Below are 15,972 nucleotides of genomic sequence, written 5' to 3' on the forward strand. Positions count from 1 at the left end.
ACTCCACTAGGTAGTGATTCTTCATCGGGGGCCTCGGAGCTTCCGTTCCAGCGGGTGCTCGACGAACTTGTAGAGCAGCCACGAGGCGAAGACCGCGACGACCAGGACACCGGCGTACCAGGTCAGGTTCGACCAGCCGATCGGGCCGGCCACGCCGTGGTGTTCCTTGATCGCATACATGATGGTCGCGTGGACCAGGTAGAACGCGTACGACCACTGGCCGAGCGCGACCAGCGGCTTGCTGCGCAGCAGTGACCTGCCACCGCGCATGTCGCGGGCCGCGACCGCGAGGATCAGGAAGCCGTACAGGAAGGTAAGGACCTCCTTCTGGCACAACCCCATCGTGACCGCGCCCGGGACCTGGGCCGGGTGCGCACCGGAGTACCAGAGGAAGAACAGGCCACCACCGGTGACCAGGAATGCGAACCAGACCGGGATCCGCGGCTTCCAGCCGGTCCGCAGCGCGATCGCCAGGCCGATCCCGAACAGGAACGCGACCGAGTGCAGCACCGGCTGCGGCAGGATCGGCACGTCCTTCGGGTAGTGGAACAGGATCAGCCGGTACGCGCCGCTGACGACGACCACCGCGATACACAGGATCAGGCCGCCGGCCACCTTCAGCCGCTGCGTGGCCCGCCAGACGAACGGGAAGTACGCGTAGAAGAAGGCCTCCACCGACAGCGTCCAGCCCGCCGGGTTACCGCCGTACAGGATGGTCGGGTTGTTCGACCAGCCGTGCAGCAGGAACGCGGACAGCACCAGCACGCTGATCGAGATCGGCTTGATCCAGGGCATCCCGGCCGGCGGCTCTGCGCGGTAGAAGACGAAGAATGCCGCCACCAGCGTCAACAGGTACAGCGGGACGATCCGGGCGAACCGGCGCCGGTAGAAGGTCCGGATCTTGGTCCCCGGCCGGGTCGACCAGGTGAGCACGAAGCCGGACAGTACGAAGAAGAACGTGACGCCGGAGGTGCCGTACTTCAGGAAGTCGAAGATCGGCAGCGGCGCCAGCTGGGTCATGTGATGGCAGAACACGAAGAAGGCCGCCCACCAGCGAAGGCCGGTGAGCGACTCGACTCGGGGCAGCCTCTGAGCCGGAACAGCAGTTCCGGGAGAGGCCGTGGCAGGCGCGCCGGGAGCTGGGGTCCCTACATCGGCCGACCCAGGCAGTTCCTGGGTCGGCGGCGTCTGGTTCTCTTCGGCGGCCTTCGTCATGTATGTAGTTACTCCGCGAGAGTGGCGACGACACGCTCTGCAGCGTGCCCGTCGCCGTACGGCATTGGGCGTCCCCCCGTGGGAGCCGGCCGTGCAGCCAACTCGGGCAGCTTACTCACGTCGGATGTCAACACGTTCCATCCGTCCACCAACGTCTCGACCCATTCGGTCTCGGTCCGCAGCGTGGTGCAGACCCGGCCGAGCAGGAAGGCCTCCTTCTGGAGACCGCCGGAGTCGGTCACGACACCGGCCGACCCGAGGACGGCAGCCACCATCTCCGGGTACGCCAGCGGCTCGCGGACGTGCAGCGAACCGTCCGGACGCTCGAGCTTGATGCCGTGCTCCGCGCACTTCGCGACCAGTCGCGGGTGGGCCAGCAACAGCACCGGCTGCCCCGCGTTGGCCAGGCCGTCGACGATCGCGGACAGCCGCTCCGGGTCGTCGGTGTTCTCGGCCCGGTGGATCGTCGACACGACGTACTCGCCCTGCTTGAACGGACCGTCCAGCGGCTTGTCCTGCACCGCGTCGCGGACCCGGAAGCAGACGTCCGTCATCACGTCGCCGACCAGCCGGGACTTGTCCGTGAGGCCCTCGTTCGCCAGGTGGTCCATCGCGACCTGGGTCGGAGCCAGCAGGAGGTCCGCCGCGTGGTCGGTGAGCACCCGGTTGTGCTCCTCCGGCATCAGCCGGTTGAACGAGCGCAGACCGGCCTCGAGGTGCGCGACCGGAAGGTGCATCTTCACCGCGGACAGCGCACCGGCGAGCGTGGAGTTGGTGTCGCCGTAGACGAGCACCCAGTCCGGCTTGTGCTCGTCGAGCACGGCGTCCATCGCGGCCAGCATGGCACCGGTCTGGACACCGTGGCTGCCGGACCCGACGCCCAGGTGGACGTCCGGGTCCGGGATCCGCAGGTCGGCGAAGAACACGTCGGACATGTTCTTGTCGTAGTGCTGGCCGGTGTGCACGATCACGTGCTGGTGCCCGTGCTCGGCCTGGGCGGCGGCGAACGCCTCCGCCACCGGGGCCAGCTTCACGAACTGCGGGCGCGCACCGACAACGCTGAGGACCTTCATCAGTGCGTCGGCTCCCCGGCGACCTTGATGGTGCGGTCCTCGGCGGCGGACTGGATGACGGCCTCGGCGACCACCACGGTCTGCAGACCCTGCTGCAGCGTGACGATGTCCGCGTCCTTGCCGAGCACCGCGTCGCGGAACTGCTCGTGCTCGGTCTTCAGCGGCTCCGGCTTGCTGATCGCGTACCGGATCATGTCGCCCTCGCTGACACCGCGGAAGTGCGCGACGTCGTCCCAGGCGGTCTGCACGGTCCCGTTGGAGTGGAACGTCAGGTCGGCGAGCAGGGTGTCGGCGATGAACGCGCCCTTCTCACCGGTGACGACGGTGAGCCGCTCCTTCATCGGGGACAGCCAGTTGACCAGGTGGCTGGTGACGGTCCCGTCGGCCAGCTTGCCGGTCACCGCGATCAGGTCCTCGTACTGCCGGCCGGACTTGTGGGCGCTCTGCGCGGCCACCGTGACGAACGGCGACTGCGTCACCCACGCGGTCAGGTCGATGTCGTGGGTGGCCAGGTCGAGCACCACGCCGACGTCCGCGATCCGGGCCGGGAACGGGCCCTGCCGGCGGGTCGTGATCTGGTAGATGTCGCCCAGGTCACCGTTCTCCAGCCGGCGGCGCAGCTCCTGCAGGGCCGGGTTGTAGCGCTCGATGTGGCCGACCGCGCCGACCAGACCGGCCGCCTCGAACGCCTTCGCGATCTCGGTCGCCTCGGACGAGGAGCCGGCCAGCGGCTTCTCGATCATCGCGTGCACGCCGGCCTCGGCCAGCGCCTTCGCGATCTCGGCGTGGTACTGCGTCGGCACCGCGACCATGCAGTAGTCGAGCTTCTCGGCGATCAGCTGCTCGATGTTCTCGTGCACCGGACGACCGCCGGCGACGCCGAACTTGTCACCACCCGGGTCGGCGACCGCGACCAGGTCGACGCCCTCGAGGGACGCCAGGACGCGGCCGTGGTGCCGGCCCATCATGCCCAGGCCGATCAGGCCCGCACGCAGGTTCGCCATGCTCACGCACCCGCCTTCGCCACGGTGTTCACCGCGGCCACGATCCGGTTCAGGTCATCCTCGGACAGCGAGGGGTGGACCGGCAGCGAGAGCACCTCGGCCGCGGCCTTCTCGGTCTCCGGCAGGTCCAGCTCGCGCTGGAACGACGGGAGCCGGTGGTTCGGGATCGGGTAGTACACGCCGCAGCCGACGCCGTACTCGGTCCGCAGCGCGTTCGCGAAGCCGTCGCGGTCCTCGGTCACCCGGATCGTGTACTGGTGGTACACGTGGCTCGCCTCGGCGGCCACGGCCGGCACGGAGACGCCGCCCAGGTTCGCGTCCAGGAAGGCCGCGTTCTCCTGCCGCTGCTTGGTCCAGCCGCCGACCTTGGTGAGCTGCACCCGGCCGATCGCGGCGTGCAGGTCGGTCATCCGGTTGTTCAGGCCGACGACCTCGTTCTCGTACTGCTTGAGCATGCCCTGGTTGCGGAACAGCCGCATCCGGCGCTCGAGGTCGGCGTTGGCGACCGAGTTCATGCCGCCCTCACCGGACGTCATGTTCTTGGTCGGGTACAGGCTGAACATCGCGAAGTCGCCGAAGGTGCCGACCGGCGCGCCGTTCCAGGTCGCGCCGTGCGCCTGCGCGGCGTCCTCGAAGATCTGGATGCCGTGCTTGTCCGCGATCGCCTGCAGGGCGGTCATGTTCGCCGGGTGCCCGAACAGGTGCACCGGCATGACGGCCTTGGTCTTCTCGGTGATCGCGGCCTCGACGGCCTTCGGGTCCAGGCAGAAGTACGTCGGCTCGATGTCCACGAACACCGGGGTCGCGCCGGTCAGCGCGACGCTGTTCGCGGTCGCGGCGAAGGTGAACGACGGGACGATGACCTCGTCGCCCGGGCCGACGCCCGCGGCCAGCAGGCCGAGGTGGAGACCCGACGTGCCCGAGTTGGTCGCGACGCACGCCCGGCCGGAGACCAGCGCTGCGCCGAACTCCTGCTCGAACGCCGCCACCTCGGGGCCCTGCGCGAGCATGCCGGACTGCATCACCCGGTCGACGGCCTCGCGCTCCTCCTTACCGATGATCGGCTTCGCGGCCGGAATCGGCTGCACCATCAGTTCTCCTCCAGATTTTCTCCGGCCGGCCGGAGCCGTCCGTCGGTTTCGATGTACATCTCGCCCGTGTTCGGGCACTTCCACTCGCCGTTCCCGACGTCGAGCAGCGGAACTCCGGCCTTGCCCACCCACCTGATGCGGCGGGCCGGAACCCCGACGACCAGCGCGAAGTCTGGCACGTCCTTGGTCACCACTGCGCCGGCGGCGACGGTGGCCCAGCGACCGATGGTGACCGGGGCCACGCAGACGCTGCGCGCACCGAGCGAGCAGCCTTCCTTCATCGTGACGCCGACCGCTTCCCAGTCGTGCCCGCTCTTCGGCGTCCCGTCCGGGTTCACCGCGCGCGGGAAGTAATCGTTGGTGAGCACCACGGCCGGGCCGATGAACACGCCGTCCTCGAGGGATGCGGGCTCGTACACCAGCGCGTAGTTCTGGATCTTGCAGTTGTCGCCCATCCGGACCCCGGTCCCGACGTAGGCGCCGCGGCCGACGATGCAGTTCTTGCCGAGGACCGCGTTCTCGCGGATCTGGGCCAGGTGCCAGACCGACGAACCGTCGCCGATCTCGGCGCTGTCGTCGACGTCGGCGGAGGGCGCGATGCGGGACGTCACAGGGTCTCCTTCTTGATCAGCCAACTTCTCAGTACTTCGGCGGAGCGGCGTCCGTCGTGCAGTTCGGCCACGAAACCGGGGCCGGCGGCTGCCCGCTCGGCGGCGGCGTCACGATCGCCGATCAGGTCGGTCAGGACCGCACCCAGGGTGCCGGGATCCGCCTCGACGATCGGTACCTCTCGCCCGGCCAGACTACGCACCCTGCGGCGCACGCCTTCACCGACGTACGAAACCACGATCCGCCCGGCGGCAAGGGCCTCCGCGGCCGCCACGCCGTACAGACCGATCCGGAGTTGGTCGACAACGATGTCTGCGCTGCCGACGACGTTCGGCATCTCGTGGTGCGGTACGCCGGTGATCCGCCGGTACTCGACCAGGCCGCGCTCGTGAAGATCGGTGAGCACCGCGTCGATCTCCTGCGTGCCTTTGAGTTTCGCGTTCGACGGGACGTGCGCGACGACCGGCTTCGGCCCGGCGAACAGCGGCTGTGCGGCGCGCTGCCACGGGCCTGGGTCGATGGCGACCGGCAACCAATGGGCATCCGGTACGTCGTCGAGCAGATCGACCGTGGAGACGAAGACCGGCAGGCCCAGCGCCTCGACGAGCTCCGCGTGCCGACGGGCCTGCGGCTCGAGGCGCTCGGTCAGCTCGTCACCCGGGGTGAACGGCGACCAGCGCTCGCGCTTCGCGTGCCTGCTGGGCAGACGGATGTCGGAGCCGTGGAACAGCAGCGAGACGTTGATGCCCTGCGCGAGCATCGCCTCGATGTCGGGGCCGGCGTCCGACGAGCCGCGGGCGCCGAACAGCGGGCGCAGCGACTCGACCATTACGTGGGTGTAGTTCTCGACGACGTACTGCTGCTGGGCGCGCTGCCAACGCGGCTGACCGAACCACGCGAGCGGAACGCCGTAGTCGTTCTTGAACTCGAACTGCCCTTTGCGTTGCAGGGTGAACGAGACGGCGTCGACGTCCGGCAGGGTCTTCGCGGCCTGTGCCCAGGCGTGCCCCTGCCCGGCGGAGTTGGTCGGTCCGACCAGCATCCGCACGGGGGTCGTCGCTACCGGCGGGAACGCCGGCAGTTGCGCGTACGAGTACCGGAGGCTGCGCAGGCGCCGCCGGACCGCACCCGCGGTCCGGGCCAACGGCGCCGGCAGGTGCTCGCGGATCGCACGCGTCACCGTCACTGTGTCACCCATTACCTGGTCGGGGCCTTCAACATCTCGAGCTCCCGGCGGGCGGCCGGCAGACCGAGCACAACCGGCGTGCTCGCCTTCCGCTGACCGAGGTTCCAGCCGGCCCAGATCGCGCCGGCGTCGAGGGCGATCACGACGTCGGCCTGGTCGATCGTCGTCAGCACGTCCCGACGGGTGAGCACGCGCGCCCAGTACGTCTTGCCGAGATCGCTGGTGGCCCGCTGGCCACGCAGGAACTTGACCGGCGCCGACTTTTTGATTGCCGGAGGCAACATCCGCCCGGCCGCCTTCTTCGCGCGCCGAGCGCGCCACTCAACCGCCTTGACAACCCGCTTGGCGCCGGTAGGCCGCGGCTTCGCCGCAGCAGGAGGAGTGGAAGAGGTGCCGGCAGCAGCAGTGGTGGAGGTAGCGCCGGTCGAGCCGGTCTGGACTCCGTCCGCCTTTTCCTCCGCAGCAGCGCGTAGCGCTGCGGAGGAGCTGTCGCCCGCGGCGCCGACGTCGGCGGCAGCCGGGGCAATCTCCGCCTCGTCAGCGACGACTGCCGCCGGGTCGGCTACTGCCTCCGGCGCGATGACGGCGTCCGGGGCTTCGTCGGTCGACTCGGCGACCGGCTCCGGCTCGGGCTCCGGTTCGGACGGCATGCGGCCGGGGCCGATCAGGGTGAAGCTGTTGACCTTGTCGGCCACCCAGGCGGACGGCGCCACCCAGCCGACAACGTCGATGGTGATGGTCTGGTCGCCGAGATCCTCACGGACCTGGTCGAAGTACGTCGGCGGCAACCGCCGCGTCGACAGCAGTACGACGTTGCTCATGCGGCCGCCACCTTCTGCACGCTCGCGGCCAGCGACTCGATCCGCGGATCCAGCTGCAGGTCCCGCCGGTACGACGCGCCGAACTCGCGCGCCTTCGCCCGGATCCCCTCGTCCGCGGTCCGCGCCGCATGCGCCGCCTCGACCAGCGCCGCCGCGATCGCCTCCGGCGTCACGTCACTCACCGGGAACCACAACGGATGACCACGCAGTACGTCGGACGCCGCGTTCTCCGGGTCGTGCACCGACACCACCGGCAACCCGGTCGCGAGGTACTCGAACACCTTCCCGCTCGTCACGTACCGCCCCTTGCCCAGCATCAGCAGCTGCGCGTCGAACTCGTCGTACGCCTTGGCGATCTCGGCCTTGCCGACCGGACCCTCGTAGCTGACCCCGGCGTCCGCAGCAGCGTTGATCGTCGCCAGCATGTCCGCCCGCGGCTGCGCGTAGTACCCCAGGTAGCCGTAGATCTTGGCCTTGGCGTCCGCGAGCTCCGGGGACTGCTCCTTCGCGAGCTGCCAGCCCTCGACGAACTCCTTGAGCGGCACCTTCGGCGACACAGTGCCGACGTACCCGAAAACCAGCGGGCGGTCGGTGACGGCGCCACGGTCCTGGGTGTCCGGCACCAGATCCGGGTCGAACCCGTTGGCGACCGTGTGCATCTTCGAGGCCTGCGCCGGGTAGAGCTTCTCGTGCCACTCCTTGATCGGGTCGTTCACGAACCAGACCTCGCGAGCGGACTCGACCAGCTTCTTCTCCCACTTGGCGGCGCGGCTGTTCGGCTCGTGCAGCCGGTCACCGGTGAACACGTCCAGCAGCCAGGCGTCGCGGTAGTCCATGACGTACGGCACCTGGAACTTCTTGTGCAGGTGGTACGCCGCGGTGAAGGCGACGTGCGGGTTCGCGGTGGCGACCGTGAGGTCGACCTTGTGCTCCTTGTGGATGCGCTCCGCGGCCTTCTCGATCACCGAACGCCAGGGCCCGTAGCCGCTCTCCGGGAACGGGATCTGGTCCTGCTTGGTACGCCACTTGCTCCAGAGCTTCGGGTTCGCGGCCCGGCGCTTGGACCACTTGCGCAGGTCGGCCTCCAGGATCGGCCACTCGAAGGGGACCCGGACCACCTCGACGGAGGGATCGACCCGTTCCTCAAGGGTCAGGTCCGCACCGGTGAACCGGAAGAACGTGTCGCGGTCGGCCGTCAGCACGGTCACCTTCCAGCCGAGCGCGGCGAACCGGTTGGCCGTGGCCAGTGCCCGGTAGACACCGCCGCCCCGGCAGGGCGGGAAGCCCCAGGCGACGTACAGCAGGTGTGGGCGGTCGGTCATGCAGTTCCTCTTAAGATCTTGAGAATTGCGTCGGCCAGTTCGTCGTACGGCGTGTTCGTGGGCAGGTGATCGGCCGCCCACTGCAGCGCGTGGTTGCGCAGCTTCTCCAGCTCACCCGGATCCGCGGACCAGCGCCGCAGCGTCTCGGACGCCTCCGCCACCGAGTCCACCAGGACTCCGCCACCGGACTCCTCGATCACCCGGGTCTGCCGGGGCAGCCGGGTGGACAGTACGGGAAGGCCGCTGGCGAGGTACTCGTAGATCTTCGACGGCATCGCCTCCACGAAGGCCGGCGTCGGCTGCAGCATGGCGAGGCTCGCCCAGGCGCCCTGCGCGATCCGCCAGGCGTCGGCGGGTGGCTGGCGCCCGTGCAGCCGGACTCGCCCGTTCAGGTCGGGCCGGGCGATCCGGGCCTCGATCCCGTCCCGGTCCGACGGTGCGACCGGGCCGACCAGGTCGAGGGACCACTCCGGCGCCGCGGCGACGGTCTCGACCATGTCGAACAGGCCACGGCTCGTGCGCAGGTCCCCGACGTACACCGCGCGCGGCGCGCCGGACGGCGGGGACGGGGCCAGGAAGCCGTGGTCGGGAAGGTTCTGTACCACCAGGCGGTTCTTGGCCTGGTGCGGTGCGAGGTGCGAGTCCGCGACCACGGTCAGGTCGGCCCCCGCGGCCAGCTTCGAGCCCGCGCGGACGAGCAGCCGGGCCGGCAGTCCGACCGGCCCTTTCGCCCAGGCCCGGTCGGCCAGCAACCGTTCGTAGTCCTCGTGCACGTCGACGACGAGCTTGCGCCGGCGCAGGACGGTGACCAGCCGGGTGACCGGGATCATGTCCGGGTCGACCGTCATCACCACCTTGGCCTTGGTCCGCCACGGCAGCACGGCGGTCCGCGCCAGCCGCTGCGCGAGGTTGCCGCGCGGCCCGGCGTGCACGACCGCGCCCGCGGGACCGCCCTCGGCATCACCGAGGCCCCACAGCTCGACCCTGAGGTCGCGATGCTGCAGGGCCGCGGTGATCTTGTGCAGGCGCGCATCGGCCACGTCGTGGCCGGTCGTGATGATCCCCACGTCCGGCGCCGTGCTGCGAGACATCGGTCAGAGGTCCTCGAGTGAGACGGCTTCTTCTTCCCCGACCTGCAGGAACTTGGTGTAGGCCTGGATGACCTCGTTGGGCTCGCCGCGCATCATCAGCTTGCCCTTGTGCAGCCAGATCGCGTCGTTGCACATCTCGCGGACGCTGCTCATCGCGTGGCTGACCAGGAACATCGTGCGGCTGTTCGAGACCAGCTCGCCCATCTTCGCCGCGGCCTTGGTCTTGAACGACGCGTCACCGGCGGACAGCGCCTCGTCGATCAGCAGGATGTCCGGGTCCATGTGCACCGCGACCGAGAACGCCAGCCGGCTGAACATGCCGGACGAGTACGTCCGCATCGGCATCTCCATGAAGTCACCGAGCTCGGCGAACTCGGCGATCTCCTCGTACCGCGCCTCGATCTCCTTGCGGCTCAGGCCCGCGGCCAGCCCACCGAGGACGACGTTCTCCTTGCCGGACAGTGCGGCATTGAAACCGACGCCCAGCGACAGCAGCGTGGAGACCCGGCCGTGCACCTCGATCCGCCCCGAGGTCGGCGGCAGGATGCCGGCCACCGCACGCATCAGCGTCGACTTGCCGGCGCCGTTCGCCCCGATGATGCCGATCGTCGTGCCGTGGTTGACGTCGAAGGACACGTTCTGGACGGCCTTGACCTCGCGCACCGCGCGCTCGCCGCGGCCGAGCCGGACGATCGCGCTCTTGAAGGTCGGCACCCGCTCGAACGTGGTCCGGTAGGTGATCGACACGTCCTGCACCTTGACGGCCGGCACCTCTGACTGAGTCTTCTGCATCGGCTTCTTCTCGGTCTCAGAGACGGACAACGAACTCACGCTCCCTCGACATGAAGAACAGGGTGCCCACCACGAAGGCCAGCAGCGCCCAGAACCCGGCCCCGAGCCACATCTTGGCGACCGGGATGTGTCCCTTGACCAGCAGGTCGGTCCAACCGCCGAGCAGCGAGTAGAGCGGGTTGTACTGGATGAAGCCCTTGAACTTCGGCGGCGCCTGCTCGGCGAACCACAGCACGGGCGACATGTACAGCCAGATCCGCACGAAGTACGGCAGGAAGCTCGTCGTGTCGCGGAAGTACACCTGCAGGGCGGCGAAGATCATGCCCATGCCGGCCGCGAAGACGGTCAGCATGATCAGGAACGCCGGCGCGAGCAGCATCGCCCAGTGCAGCGGCTGACGCATGATCAGGTGGATCGCGAAGTACACCACGAGGGTCGGCAGGAAGCGGAAGAACGCCGTCCGCACCGCCGACAGGGGCAGCAGCATCCGCGGGAACGACTGGTTCATCAGCAGCTTGCCGCCGCCGACCACGCTGGCCGCACCGGCCGTCATGGCACCGGAGAAGTAGTAAAAGGCGAAGAGACCGCCGCACATGTGCGCGAACCGTTCAGCGGCGCCGATCTTGCCGCCACCGCCGGCGATGATGTCTGTCAGCAGGTAGTACACCAAGGCGAGCAGCAGCGGGTTCAGCACCAGCCACACCTGGCCGAAGAAGGTGTTCGTGTGAGCACCCCGGATGTTCGTCCGGGACATCTCGGCCGCGAACTCCCGCCGCTGCCACAACGCCTTGAAGTACGGGCGCAGTGCCGGCAGACCGACCTTGTGCGGTTCGTACACGTGCACCGACGGGTTGAACTCCTCGTCGACGCTAGTCGCGTTCATTCAGGCAATGCCTCTCTCTGCCGGACGTTGGATCCACAATGGCCGTTCACCTGGGTTTCGGCGGTAGCCGCCCGGGGTAAGGCGGCGTGCCACGCAGACCGGGAAGCAGAGTAGCGGATCGGCCTCGAGGCCGACGACACAGCGGTCCTCCTTAGTGAGCAACGACGTACGGACGGCTACCGAACATCGTTCTCCGCTGCGTCCACAACACCTGCATCGTCCTTCGCCGATCGTTATCCGGAATATACATTTGACAGCCAGCCACGGCCAAAACGCCTGTCAGGCAGGTCAAATCGCCGCCAATTCATCAGGTACGACGCTACGCGCCGCCACCAGGTTGACGTGACGCGGCACACTGAGTCTTTGGCCTCGCCTCCGGCTCGGCGCGGCCCTGGGGCTTTGCTGCCCTTCTCACGCCTGAGTGGGTGGGCCCGGGAGGTGCGGGAGCGGGGCGGACGTGACACGCAACAGCACGTCCGAACTCCCCATGGACAGCCTCACCATCCACGGAGCACCCGCCGGCACCTCCCGGGGTCCCACCGTCGATCCGGGTACCCGTCCGCGACGGGCGGAGGCGGTCGGCCACGCCGGATCGGCCGGCACGATGACCAGGGCGGCGGTCATCGCACCATCAATCCGTCCCCAGAGCGGCTGCGGACGCCGGCAGGTGCGCGCAGCAGGTGTGGGGACGGACCGGAGACCGGGTGTGGAGGACAGCGCTACGCGGGATCCCTGCAAAGATGCCTTCGCGCTGGGGACGGCGACACCGGCGCGAACGGCGGCACAGGGCGGAACCGGTCGCATCGGGCACTCCTCCTCATCGGCCTCACGATTGGAGATGCCACAGTTTGTACACCCTTCAGCACAGCGGGTGATGGCACGGAAGTGCGAGGGCACCGATGCGCCGGGATCGAGACCCAACCGAAACAGGCTCCGCTGACGAGACAGCCAACACGGGCCAGAATTGGAACAGCAGCCCGGCGGCGCTCAGGTGGTCCGTCGCCGGGCTGCTGGACCTCAATTCTCGCTCACGACTGCGCAGAAGTGGTGGCCAGATGGTGACACGGCACAAGAATGCTGACAGGACAACAAATATCGCTGCGTGCAGCTGCACTGACACGGACAGTGCCAGGGGTATTGGATCGGCCCCTCTAACCTGGAGGGACGGCAGCGGACGGTGACAGCACTCGGACGGGACGGAAGAGTTGTGAGCACAGCGGACACGGAGCGTTCCGACCATTTGAAGGTGCTCGGGCTCAACGCCGACGAGATCAAGGTCTACCAGCAGCTGCTGCGGACCGGACCGACCTCGATCACCGAACTGGACGAGGCGGTCCCGGATCGCGAGCAGTCGATCGACACCACCCTCGGCGGTCTGGTGCAGGCAGGGCTGGCCAGACGATCCGGATCGGACCGCTCCCGCTACCTGCCGGTGCCGCCGGACGCCGGGCTGGAGGCGCTCACGCTGCGCCGTGAGTCGGAGCTCAAGCAGGCGCGGATCGACGTGCTGAACGCGTACGACGAGTTCCGGCGGACCGTGCACAACGAGTCCACCACGCACCTGATCGAGGTCGTCACCGGCAGCGCGATCGTCGAGCGGATCCACCAGATCAAGGGTGGCGCGCAGCGCGAGATCCTCGCCATCGACTCCCCGCCGTACTACATCGGCGGCCCGAATCAGGAGGAGATCGACCACCTGAAGCGGGGCGTCGCCTACCGCGTCGTGTACTCACCGGAGTCCGTCGAGGTGCCCGGGTACCTGACCGAGAACATCCTGCCGTGCGTCGAGGCCGGCGAGCAGGCCCGCGTACTGCCCGACGTACCGGCGAAGCTGACCATCATCGACGGGTCCATCGCCTACGTCTCGATGTCGGTGCGCGACACCGAGGTGAACCGCTCGCTGCTGATCATCCGGCCGAGCTCGCTGCTGACCGCACTGATCGGGATGTTCGAGCTGTGCTGGCGCAACGCGCTGCCGCTGCACGCGTCCGTAGGAGCCGAGGACGACCGCCTGGAGCCCATCGAGCGCCGCCTCCTCGCACTCCTCGCAACGGGCGCCGCGGACGACACCATCGCCCGCACCCTAGGCATCAGCCGCCGCACGTTCTTCCGCTACCTAGAACGCCTGATGAACCGCACCGGCGCCAGCACCCGCTTCCAGCTAGCCCTACACGCCGCCCGCGAAAACTGGCTCTAACCCCAACCCCCGCCCCGCGGGTGGGCACGGACCTCCGGCCCGGTCGCTCCGTCCGCCGGTTGGGCCCTGACACAACCCCGCCCCCGAGCGGAGCGAGGGGGCGGGGTGCTTTTGCTTTTAGGCTTGTGCGGGGATGAATTCTTTGGCTACTACCTCGGCGATCTGGGCTGTGTTGAGGGCTGCGCCCTTGCGGAGGTTGTCGCCGCAGACGAACAGCTCCAGCGCGTTCGGGTCGTCGAGGGACTTGCGGATCCGCCCGACCCAGGTCGGGTCGGTACCAACCACATCCGCCGGCGTCGGGAACTCACCCTCCGCCGGGTTGTCGAACAGCAGCACGCCAGGAGCGTCCCGAAGCACCTCCCGAGCACCGTCGGCGTCGACCTCCTGCACGAACCGCGCATGCACCGACAACGAGTGCGTGGTGACCACCGGAACCCGTACACAGGTCGCCGACACCTTCAGATCCGGCAGCCCGAGAATCTTCCGCGACTCGTTCCGGACCTTCAGCTCCTCCGAGGACCACCCGTCCTCCTTCAGCGAGCCGGCCCACGGCACCACGTTCAGCGCCAGCGGGGCCGCAAACGGCCCAAGGTCGTTCCCGACCACCCGCCGTACGTCACCGGGCGAGCTGCCCAGCTCACGATTGCCGGCCACCTTCGCCAACTGGTCGTACAGCGCATCGATCCCGGACTGCCCAGCCCCGGACGCAGCCTGGTACGACGCGACAACAAGCTGCTCGAGCTCGTAGCGGTGATGCAGCGCCCCCATCGCCACGATCATCGACAGCGTCGTGCAGTTCGGGTTCGAGATGATGCCCTTCGGGCGGTTCCGGGCCGCCTCGGCGTTCACCTCGGGCACCACCAGCGGGACGTCCGGATCCATCCGGAACGCCCCCGAGTTGTCCACCACGACCGCGCCCTTGGCGGCCGCGATCGGCGCCCAGTGCGCCGACACCTCGTCCGGTACGTCGAACATCGCGACGTCGATCCCGTCGAAGGCGTCCTCGCTGAGCGCGATCACCTCGACCTCTTCGCCGCGGACGACCAGTTGCTTGCCCGCGGAGCGCTCGGAGGCGATCAGCCGGATCTCGCCCCAGACGTTCTGCCTGGTCGAGAGCAGGGTCAGCATCACCGTCCCGACGGCGCCGGTCGCACCGACCACCGCCAGGGAGGGCAGACCCGTCCGGTCCTCGATCGTGTTCTCCACAGCGCTCACAGGGGTCACCGTCCAGTTCCTCCGTACACGACAGCCTGGGTGTGCTCGTCGTCCAGATCGAATGCGGTGTGCGCCGCGGTCACGGCAGCGTCCACCAGGTTCTCGTCCACGACCACCGAGATCCGGATCTCCGACGTGGAGATCATCTCGATGTTCACGCCGGCGTCGGCCAGCGCGGAGAAGAACCTCGCGGAAACGCCCGGGTGCGAGCGCATTCCGACGCCCACGACCGAGACCTTGCCGATCTGGTCGTCGTACAGCAGTTGTTCGTAGCCGACCTCGTCCTTCATCCTCGCCAGCGCGGACATTGCCCGGGCTCCGTCGGCACGCGGCAGCGTGAAGGAGATGTCCGTACGGTTGGTGGCCACCGCCGACACGTTCTGCACGATCATGTCGATGTTGGTGTCGGCACCGGCGACGGTCTCGAAGATCCGGGCCGCCTCGCCGGGCTTGTCCGGCACGCCGACCACTGTGATCTTGGCCTCGCCGCGGTCCTGCACGACGCCGGAGATGATCGCCTGTTCCATCTGATCCAGTTCCTTCGCATCGACGACCCAGGTGCCTTCCTTCTGCGAGAAGGAGGAACGCACATGGACGGGGACGTTGTAGCGCCGCGCGTACTCGACGCAGCGCAGGTGCAGCACCTTGGCGCCGCAGGCAGCCATCTCGAGCATCTCCTCGTAGGAGATCTTCGGGATCTGCTGCGCGGCCGGCACGATCCGCGGGTCCGCGGTGAAGATGCCGTCCACATCGGTGTAGATCTCGCAGTACTCCGCGTCCAGCGCGGCGGCCAGGGCGACCGCGGTGGTGTCGGAGGCGCCGCGGCCCATCGTGGTGATGTCCTTGGTGTCCTGGGCGACGCCCTGGAACCCGGCCACGATCGCGACGTGCCCCTCGGTCAACGCTTCTTCGATCCGGCCCGGCGTGATGTCGATGATCCGGGCGTTGCCGTGCGCGGAGGTGGTGATCACGCCGGCCTGCGAGCCGGTGAAGCTCCGGGCCTCGTATCCCAGGTTCGCGATCGCCATCGCCAGCAGCGCGGCCGAGATCCGCTCACCCGAGGTGAGCAGCATGTCGAGCTCGCGCGGTGGCGGCAGCGGTGAAACCTGCTGGGCCAGGTCCATCAATTCGTCGGTGGTGTCTCCCATTGCTGAGATGACGACCACGACGTCGTTGCCGGCCTTCTTAGTCGCGACGATCCGTTGGGCCACGCGCTTGATGCAATCGGCGTCGGCGACCGAAGAACCGCCGTACTTGTGTACGACGCGTCCCACAGCTGTGTCTCCTCAAACCACTGGTTGCGGTACGCCGTGCGGCGTTGCACCAGGCGTAGTCTCGCGCTCATTCTAGCCGTGACCTGACCGTTGCCCACCGCCTGACCAGGACCCGGTCGGGCCCGTCCGGCGGATCGCCCTCTGCACCGAAGGTTCCCCCTCGGGGCGCATCTCAAGCCGGAAAAGGTCCTTGTTCATA

Annotated in this window: 14 protein-coding genes; 1 reads left to right on the plus strand and 13 read right to left on the minus strand. The window is 68.5% G+C overall.

Annotated features, from left to right (window positions below; all coding sequences use genetic code 11):
* Positions 1-21 precede the first annotated feature (21 nt).
* From ACGFI6_RS07955 to ACGFI6_RS08005, 11 genes are read right to left on the minus strand one after another with little or no spacing between them, the layout of a single operon-like run.
* Positions 22-1,215: an acyltransferase family protein gene (locus tag ACGFI6_RS07955; protein WP_393116158.1), complete on the minus strand. Its 1,194-nt coding sequence runs from the start codon at positions 1,213-1,215 to the stop codon at positions 22-24.
* A gap of 8 nt (positions 1,216-1,223) precedes the next feature.
* The gene (gene wecB, locus ACGFI6_RS07960) at positions 1,224-2,288 is read right to left on the minus strand and encodes a non-hydrolyzing UDP-N-acetylglucosamine 2-epimerase (RefSeq protein WP_393116160.1); all 1,065 of its coding nucleotides are present in this window, start codon (positions 2,286-2,288) and stop codon (positions 1,224-1,226) included.
* Entirely contained in the window at positions 2,288-3,292 is a 1,005-nt protein-coding gene (locus ACGFI6_RS07965) for a Gfo/Idh/MocA family protein (RefSeq protein ID WP_393118078.1), read from the minus strand. The genes wecB and ACGFI6_RS07965 overlap by 1 nt, the downstream gene beginning before the upstream one ends.
* Before the next feature lie 2 nt (positions 3,293-3,294).
* A complete protein-coding gene (locus ACGFI6_RS07970; RefSeq protein WP_393118080.1) occupies positions 3,295-4,386 on the minus strand; it encodes a DegT/DnrJ/EryC1/StrS family aminotransferase in 1,092 nt (363 codons plus the stop codon).
* Positions 4,383-4,994, minus strand: a complete 612-nt coding sequence (locus ACGFI6_RS07975) for an acyltransferase (protein ID WP_393116162.1) — start codon at positions 4,992-4,994, stop codon at positions 4,383-4,385. Before ACGFI6_RS07975 ends, ACGFI6_RS07970 begins: the two co-directional genes overlap by 4 nt.
* The gene (locus tag ACGFI6_RS07980) at positions 4,991-6,178 is read right to left on the minus strand and encodes a hypothetical protein (protein WP_393116164.1); all 1,188 of its coding nucleotides are present in this window, start codon (positions 6,176-6,178) and stop codon (positions 4,991-4,993) included. The genes ACGFI6_RS07975 and ACGFI6_RS07980 overlap by 4 nt, the downstream gene beginning before the upstream one ends.
* A gap of 11 nt (positions 6,179-6,189) precedes the next feature.
* Positions 6,190-6,999 carry a hypothetical protein gene (locus ACGFI6_RS07985; protein ID WP_393116166.1) on the minus strand — a complete coding sequence of 270 codons (810 nt, stop codon included), beginning with the start codon at positions 6,997-6,999 and terminating at the stop codon, positions 6,190-6,192.
* Positions 6,996-8,321: a glycosyltransferase gene (locus ACGFI6_RS07990; RefSeq protein ID WP_393116168.1), complete on the minus strand. Its 1,326-nt coding sequence runs from the start codon at positions 8,319-8,321 to the stop codon at positions 6,996-6,998. Before ACGFI6_RS07990 ends, ACGFI6_RS07985 begins: the two co-directional genes overlap by 4 nt.
* Positions 8,318-9,412, minus strand: coding sequence for a glycosyltransferase (locus ACGFI6_RS07995; RefSeq protein ID WP_393116170.1), 1,095 nt, complete (start codon positions 9,410-9,412; stop codon positions 8,318-8,320). Before ACGFI6_RS07995 ends, ACGFI6_RS07990 begins: the two co-directional genes overlap by 4 nt.
* Before the next feature lie 3 nt (positions 9,413-9,415).
* Positions 9,416-10,204 (minus strand): ABC transporter ATP-binding protein, encoded by a 789-nt coding sequence (locus ACGFI6_RS08000; protein WP_393116172.1) that lies wholly within the window; start codon positions 10,202-10,204, stop codon positions 9,416-9,418.
* A gap of 16 nt (positions 10,205-10,220) precedes the next feature.
* A complete protein-coding gene (locus ACGFI6_RS08005; protein WP_393116174.1) occupies positions 10,221-11,087 on the minus strand; it encodes an ABC transporter permease in 867 nt (288 codons plus the stop codon).
* A gap of 1,207 nt (positions 11,088-12,294) precedes the next feature.
* On the opposite strand from ACGFI6_RS08005, the gene ACGFI6_RS08010 reads away from it, so the two are divergent.
* Positions 12,295-13,284, plus strand: a complete 990-nt coding sequence (locus tag ACGFI6_RS08010) for a helix-turn-helix domain-containing protein (RefSeq protein WP_393116176.1) — start codon at positions 12,295-12,297, stop codon at positions 13,282-13,284.
* A gap of 117 nt (positions 13,285-13,401) precedes the next feature.
* Here ACGFI6_RS08010 and ACGFI6_RS08015 read toward each other — a convergent pair whose 3' ends face one another.
* Both ACGFI6_RS08015 and ACGFI6_RS08020 read right to left on the minus strand, forming a co-directional pair.
* Positions 13,402-14,499 (minus strand): aspartate-semialdehyde dehydrogenase, encoded by a 1,098-nt coding sequence (locus ACGFI6_RS08015; RefSeq protein WP_393116178.1) that lies wholly within the window; start codon positions 14,497-14,499, stop codon positions 13,402-13,404.
* A 5-nt stretch (positions 14,500-14,504) separates the two neighbouring features.
* Positions 14,505-15,773 carry an aspartate kinase gene (locus ACGFI6_RS08020; RefSeq protein ID WP_393116180.1) on the minus strand — a complete coding sequence of 423 codons (1,269 nt, stop codon included), beginning with the start codon at positions 15,771-15,773 and terminating at the stop codon, positions 14,505-14,507.
* Positions 15,774-15,972 lie beyond the last annotated feature (199 nt).

Source organism: Kribbella sp. NPDC048928 (assembly GCF_043197975.1).
In the GTDB taxonomy this organism is placed as follows: domain Bacteria; phylum Actinomycetota; class Actinomycetes; order Propionibacteriales; family Kribbellaceae; genus Kribbella.

What these genes read in the sequence shown, in the direction of transcription:
- ACGFI6_RS07965 (WP_393118078.1), bottom strand. Translation starts at nt 3,292, where the DNA reads ATGGCGAACCTGCGTGCGGGCCTGATCGGCCTGGGCATGATGGGCCGG.
- ACGFI6_RS07995 (WP_393116170.1), bottom strand. Translation starts at nt 9,412, where the DNA reads ATGTCTCGCAGCACGGCGCCGGACGTGGGGATCATCACGACCGGCCAC.
- ACGFI6_RS08005 (WP_393116174.1), bottom strand. Translation starts at nt 11,087, where the DNA reads ATGAACGCGACTAGCGTCGACGAGGAGTTCAACCCGTCGGTGCACGTG.
- ACGFI6_RS08000 (WP_393116172.1), bottom strand. Translation starts at nt 10,204, where the DNA reads ATGCAGAAGACTCAGTCAGAGGTGCCGGCCGTCAAGGTGCAGGACGTG.
- ACGFI6_RS07985 (WP_393116166.1), bottom strand. Translation starts at nt 6,999, where the DNA reads ATGAGCAACGTCGTACTGCTGTCGACGCGGCGGTTGCCGCCGACGTAC.
- ACGFI6_RS07955 (WP_393116158.1), bottom strand. Translation starts at nt 1,215, where the DNA reads ATGACGAAGGCCGCCGAAGAGAACCAGACGCCGCCGACCCAGGAACTG.
- ACGFI6_RS07990 (WP_393116168.1), bottom strand. Translation starts at nt 8,321, where the DNA reads ATGACCGACCGCCCACACCTGCTGTACGTCGCCTGGGGCTTCCCGCCC.
- wecB (WP_393116160.1), bottom strand. Translation starts at nt 2,288, where the DNA reads ATGAAGGTCCTCAGCGTTGTCGGTGCGCGCCCGCAGTTCGTGAAGCTG.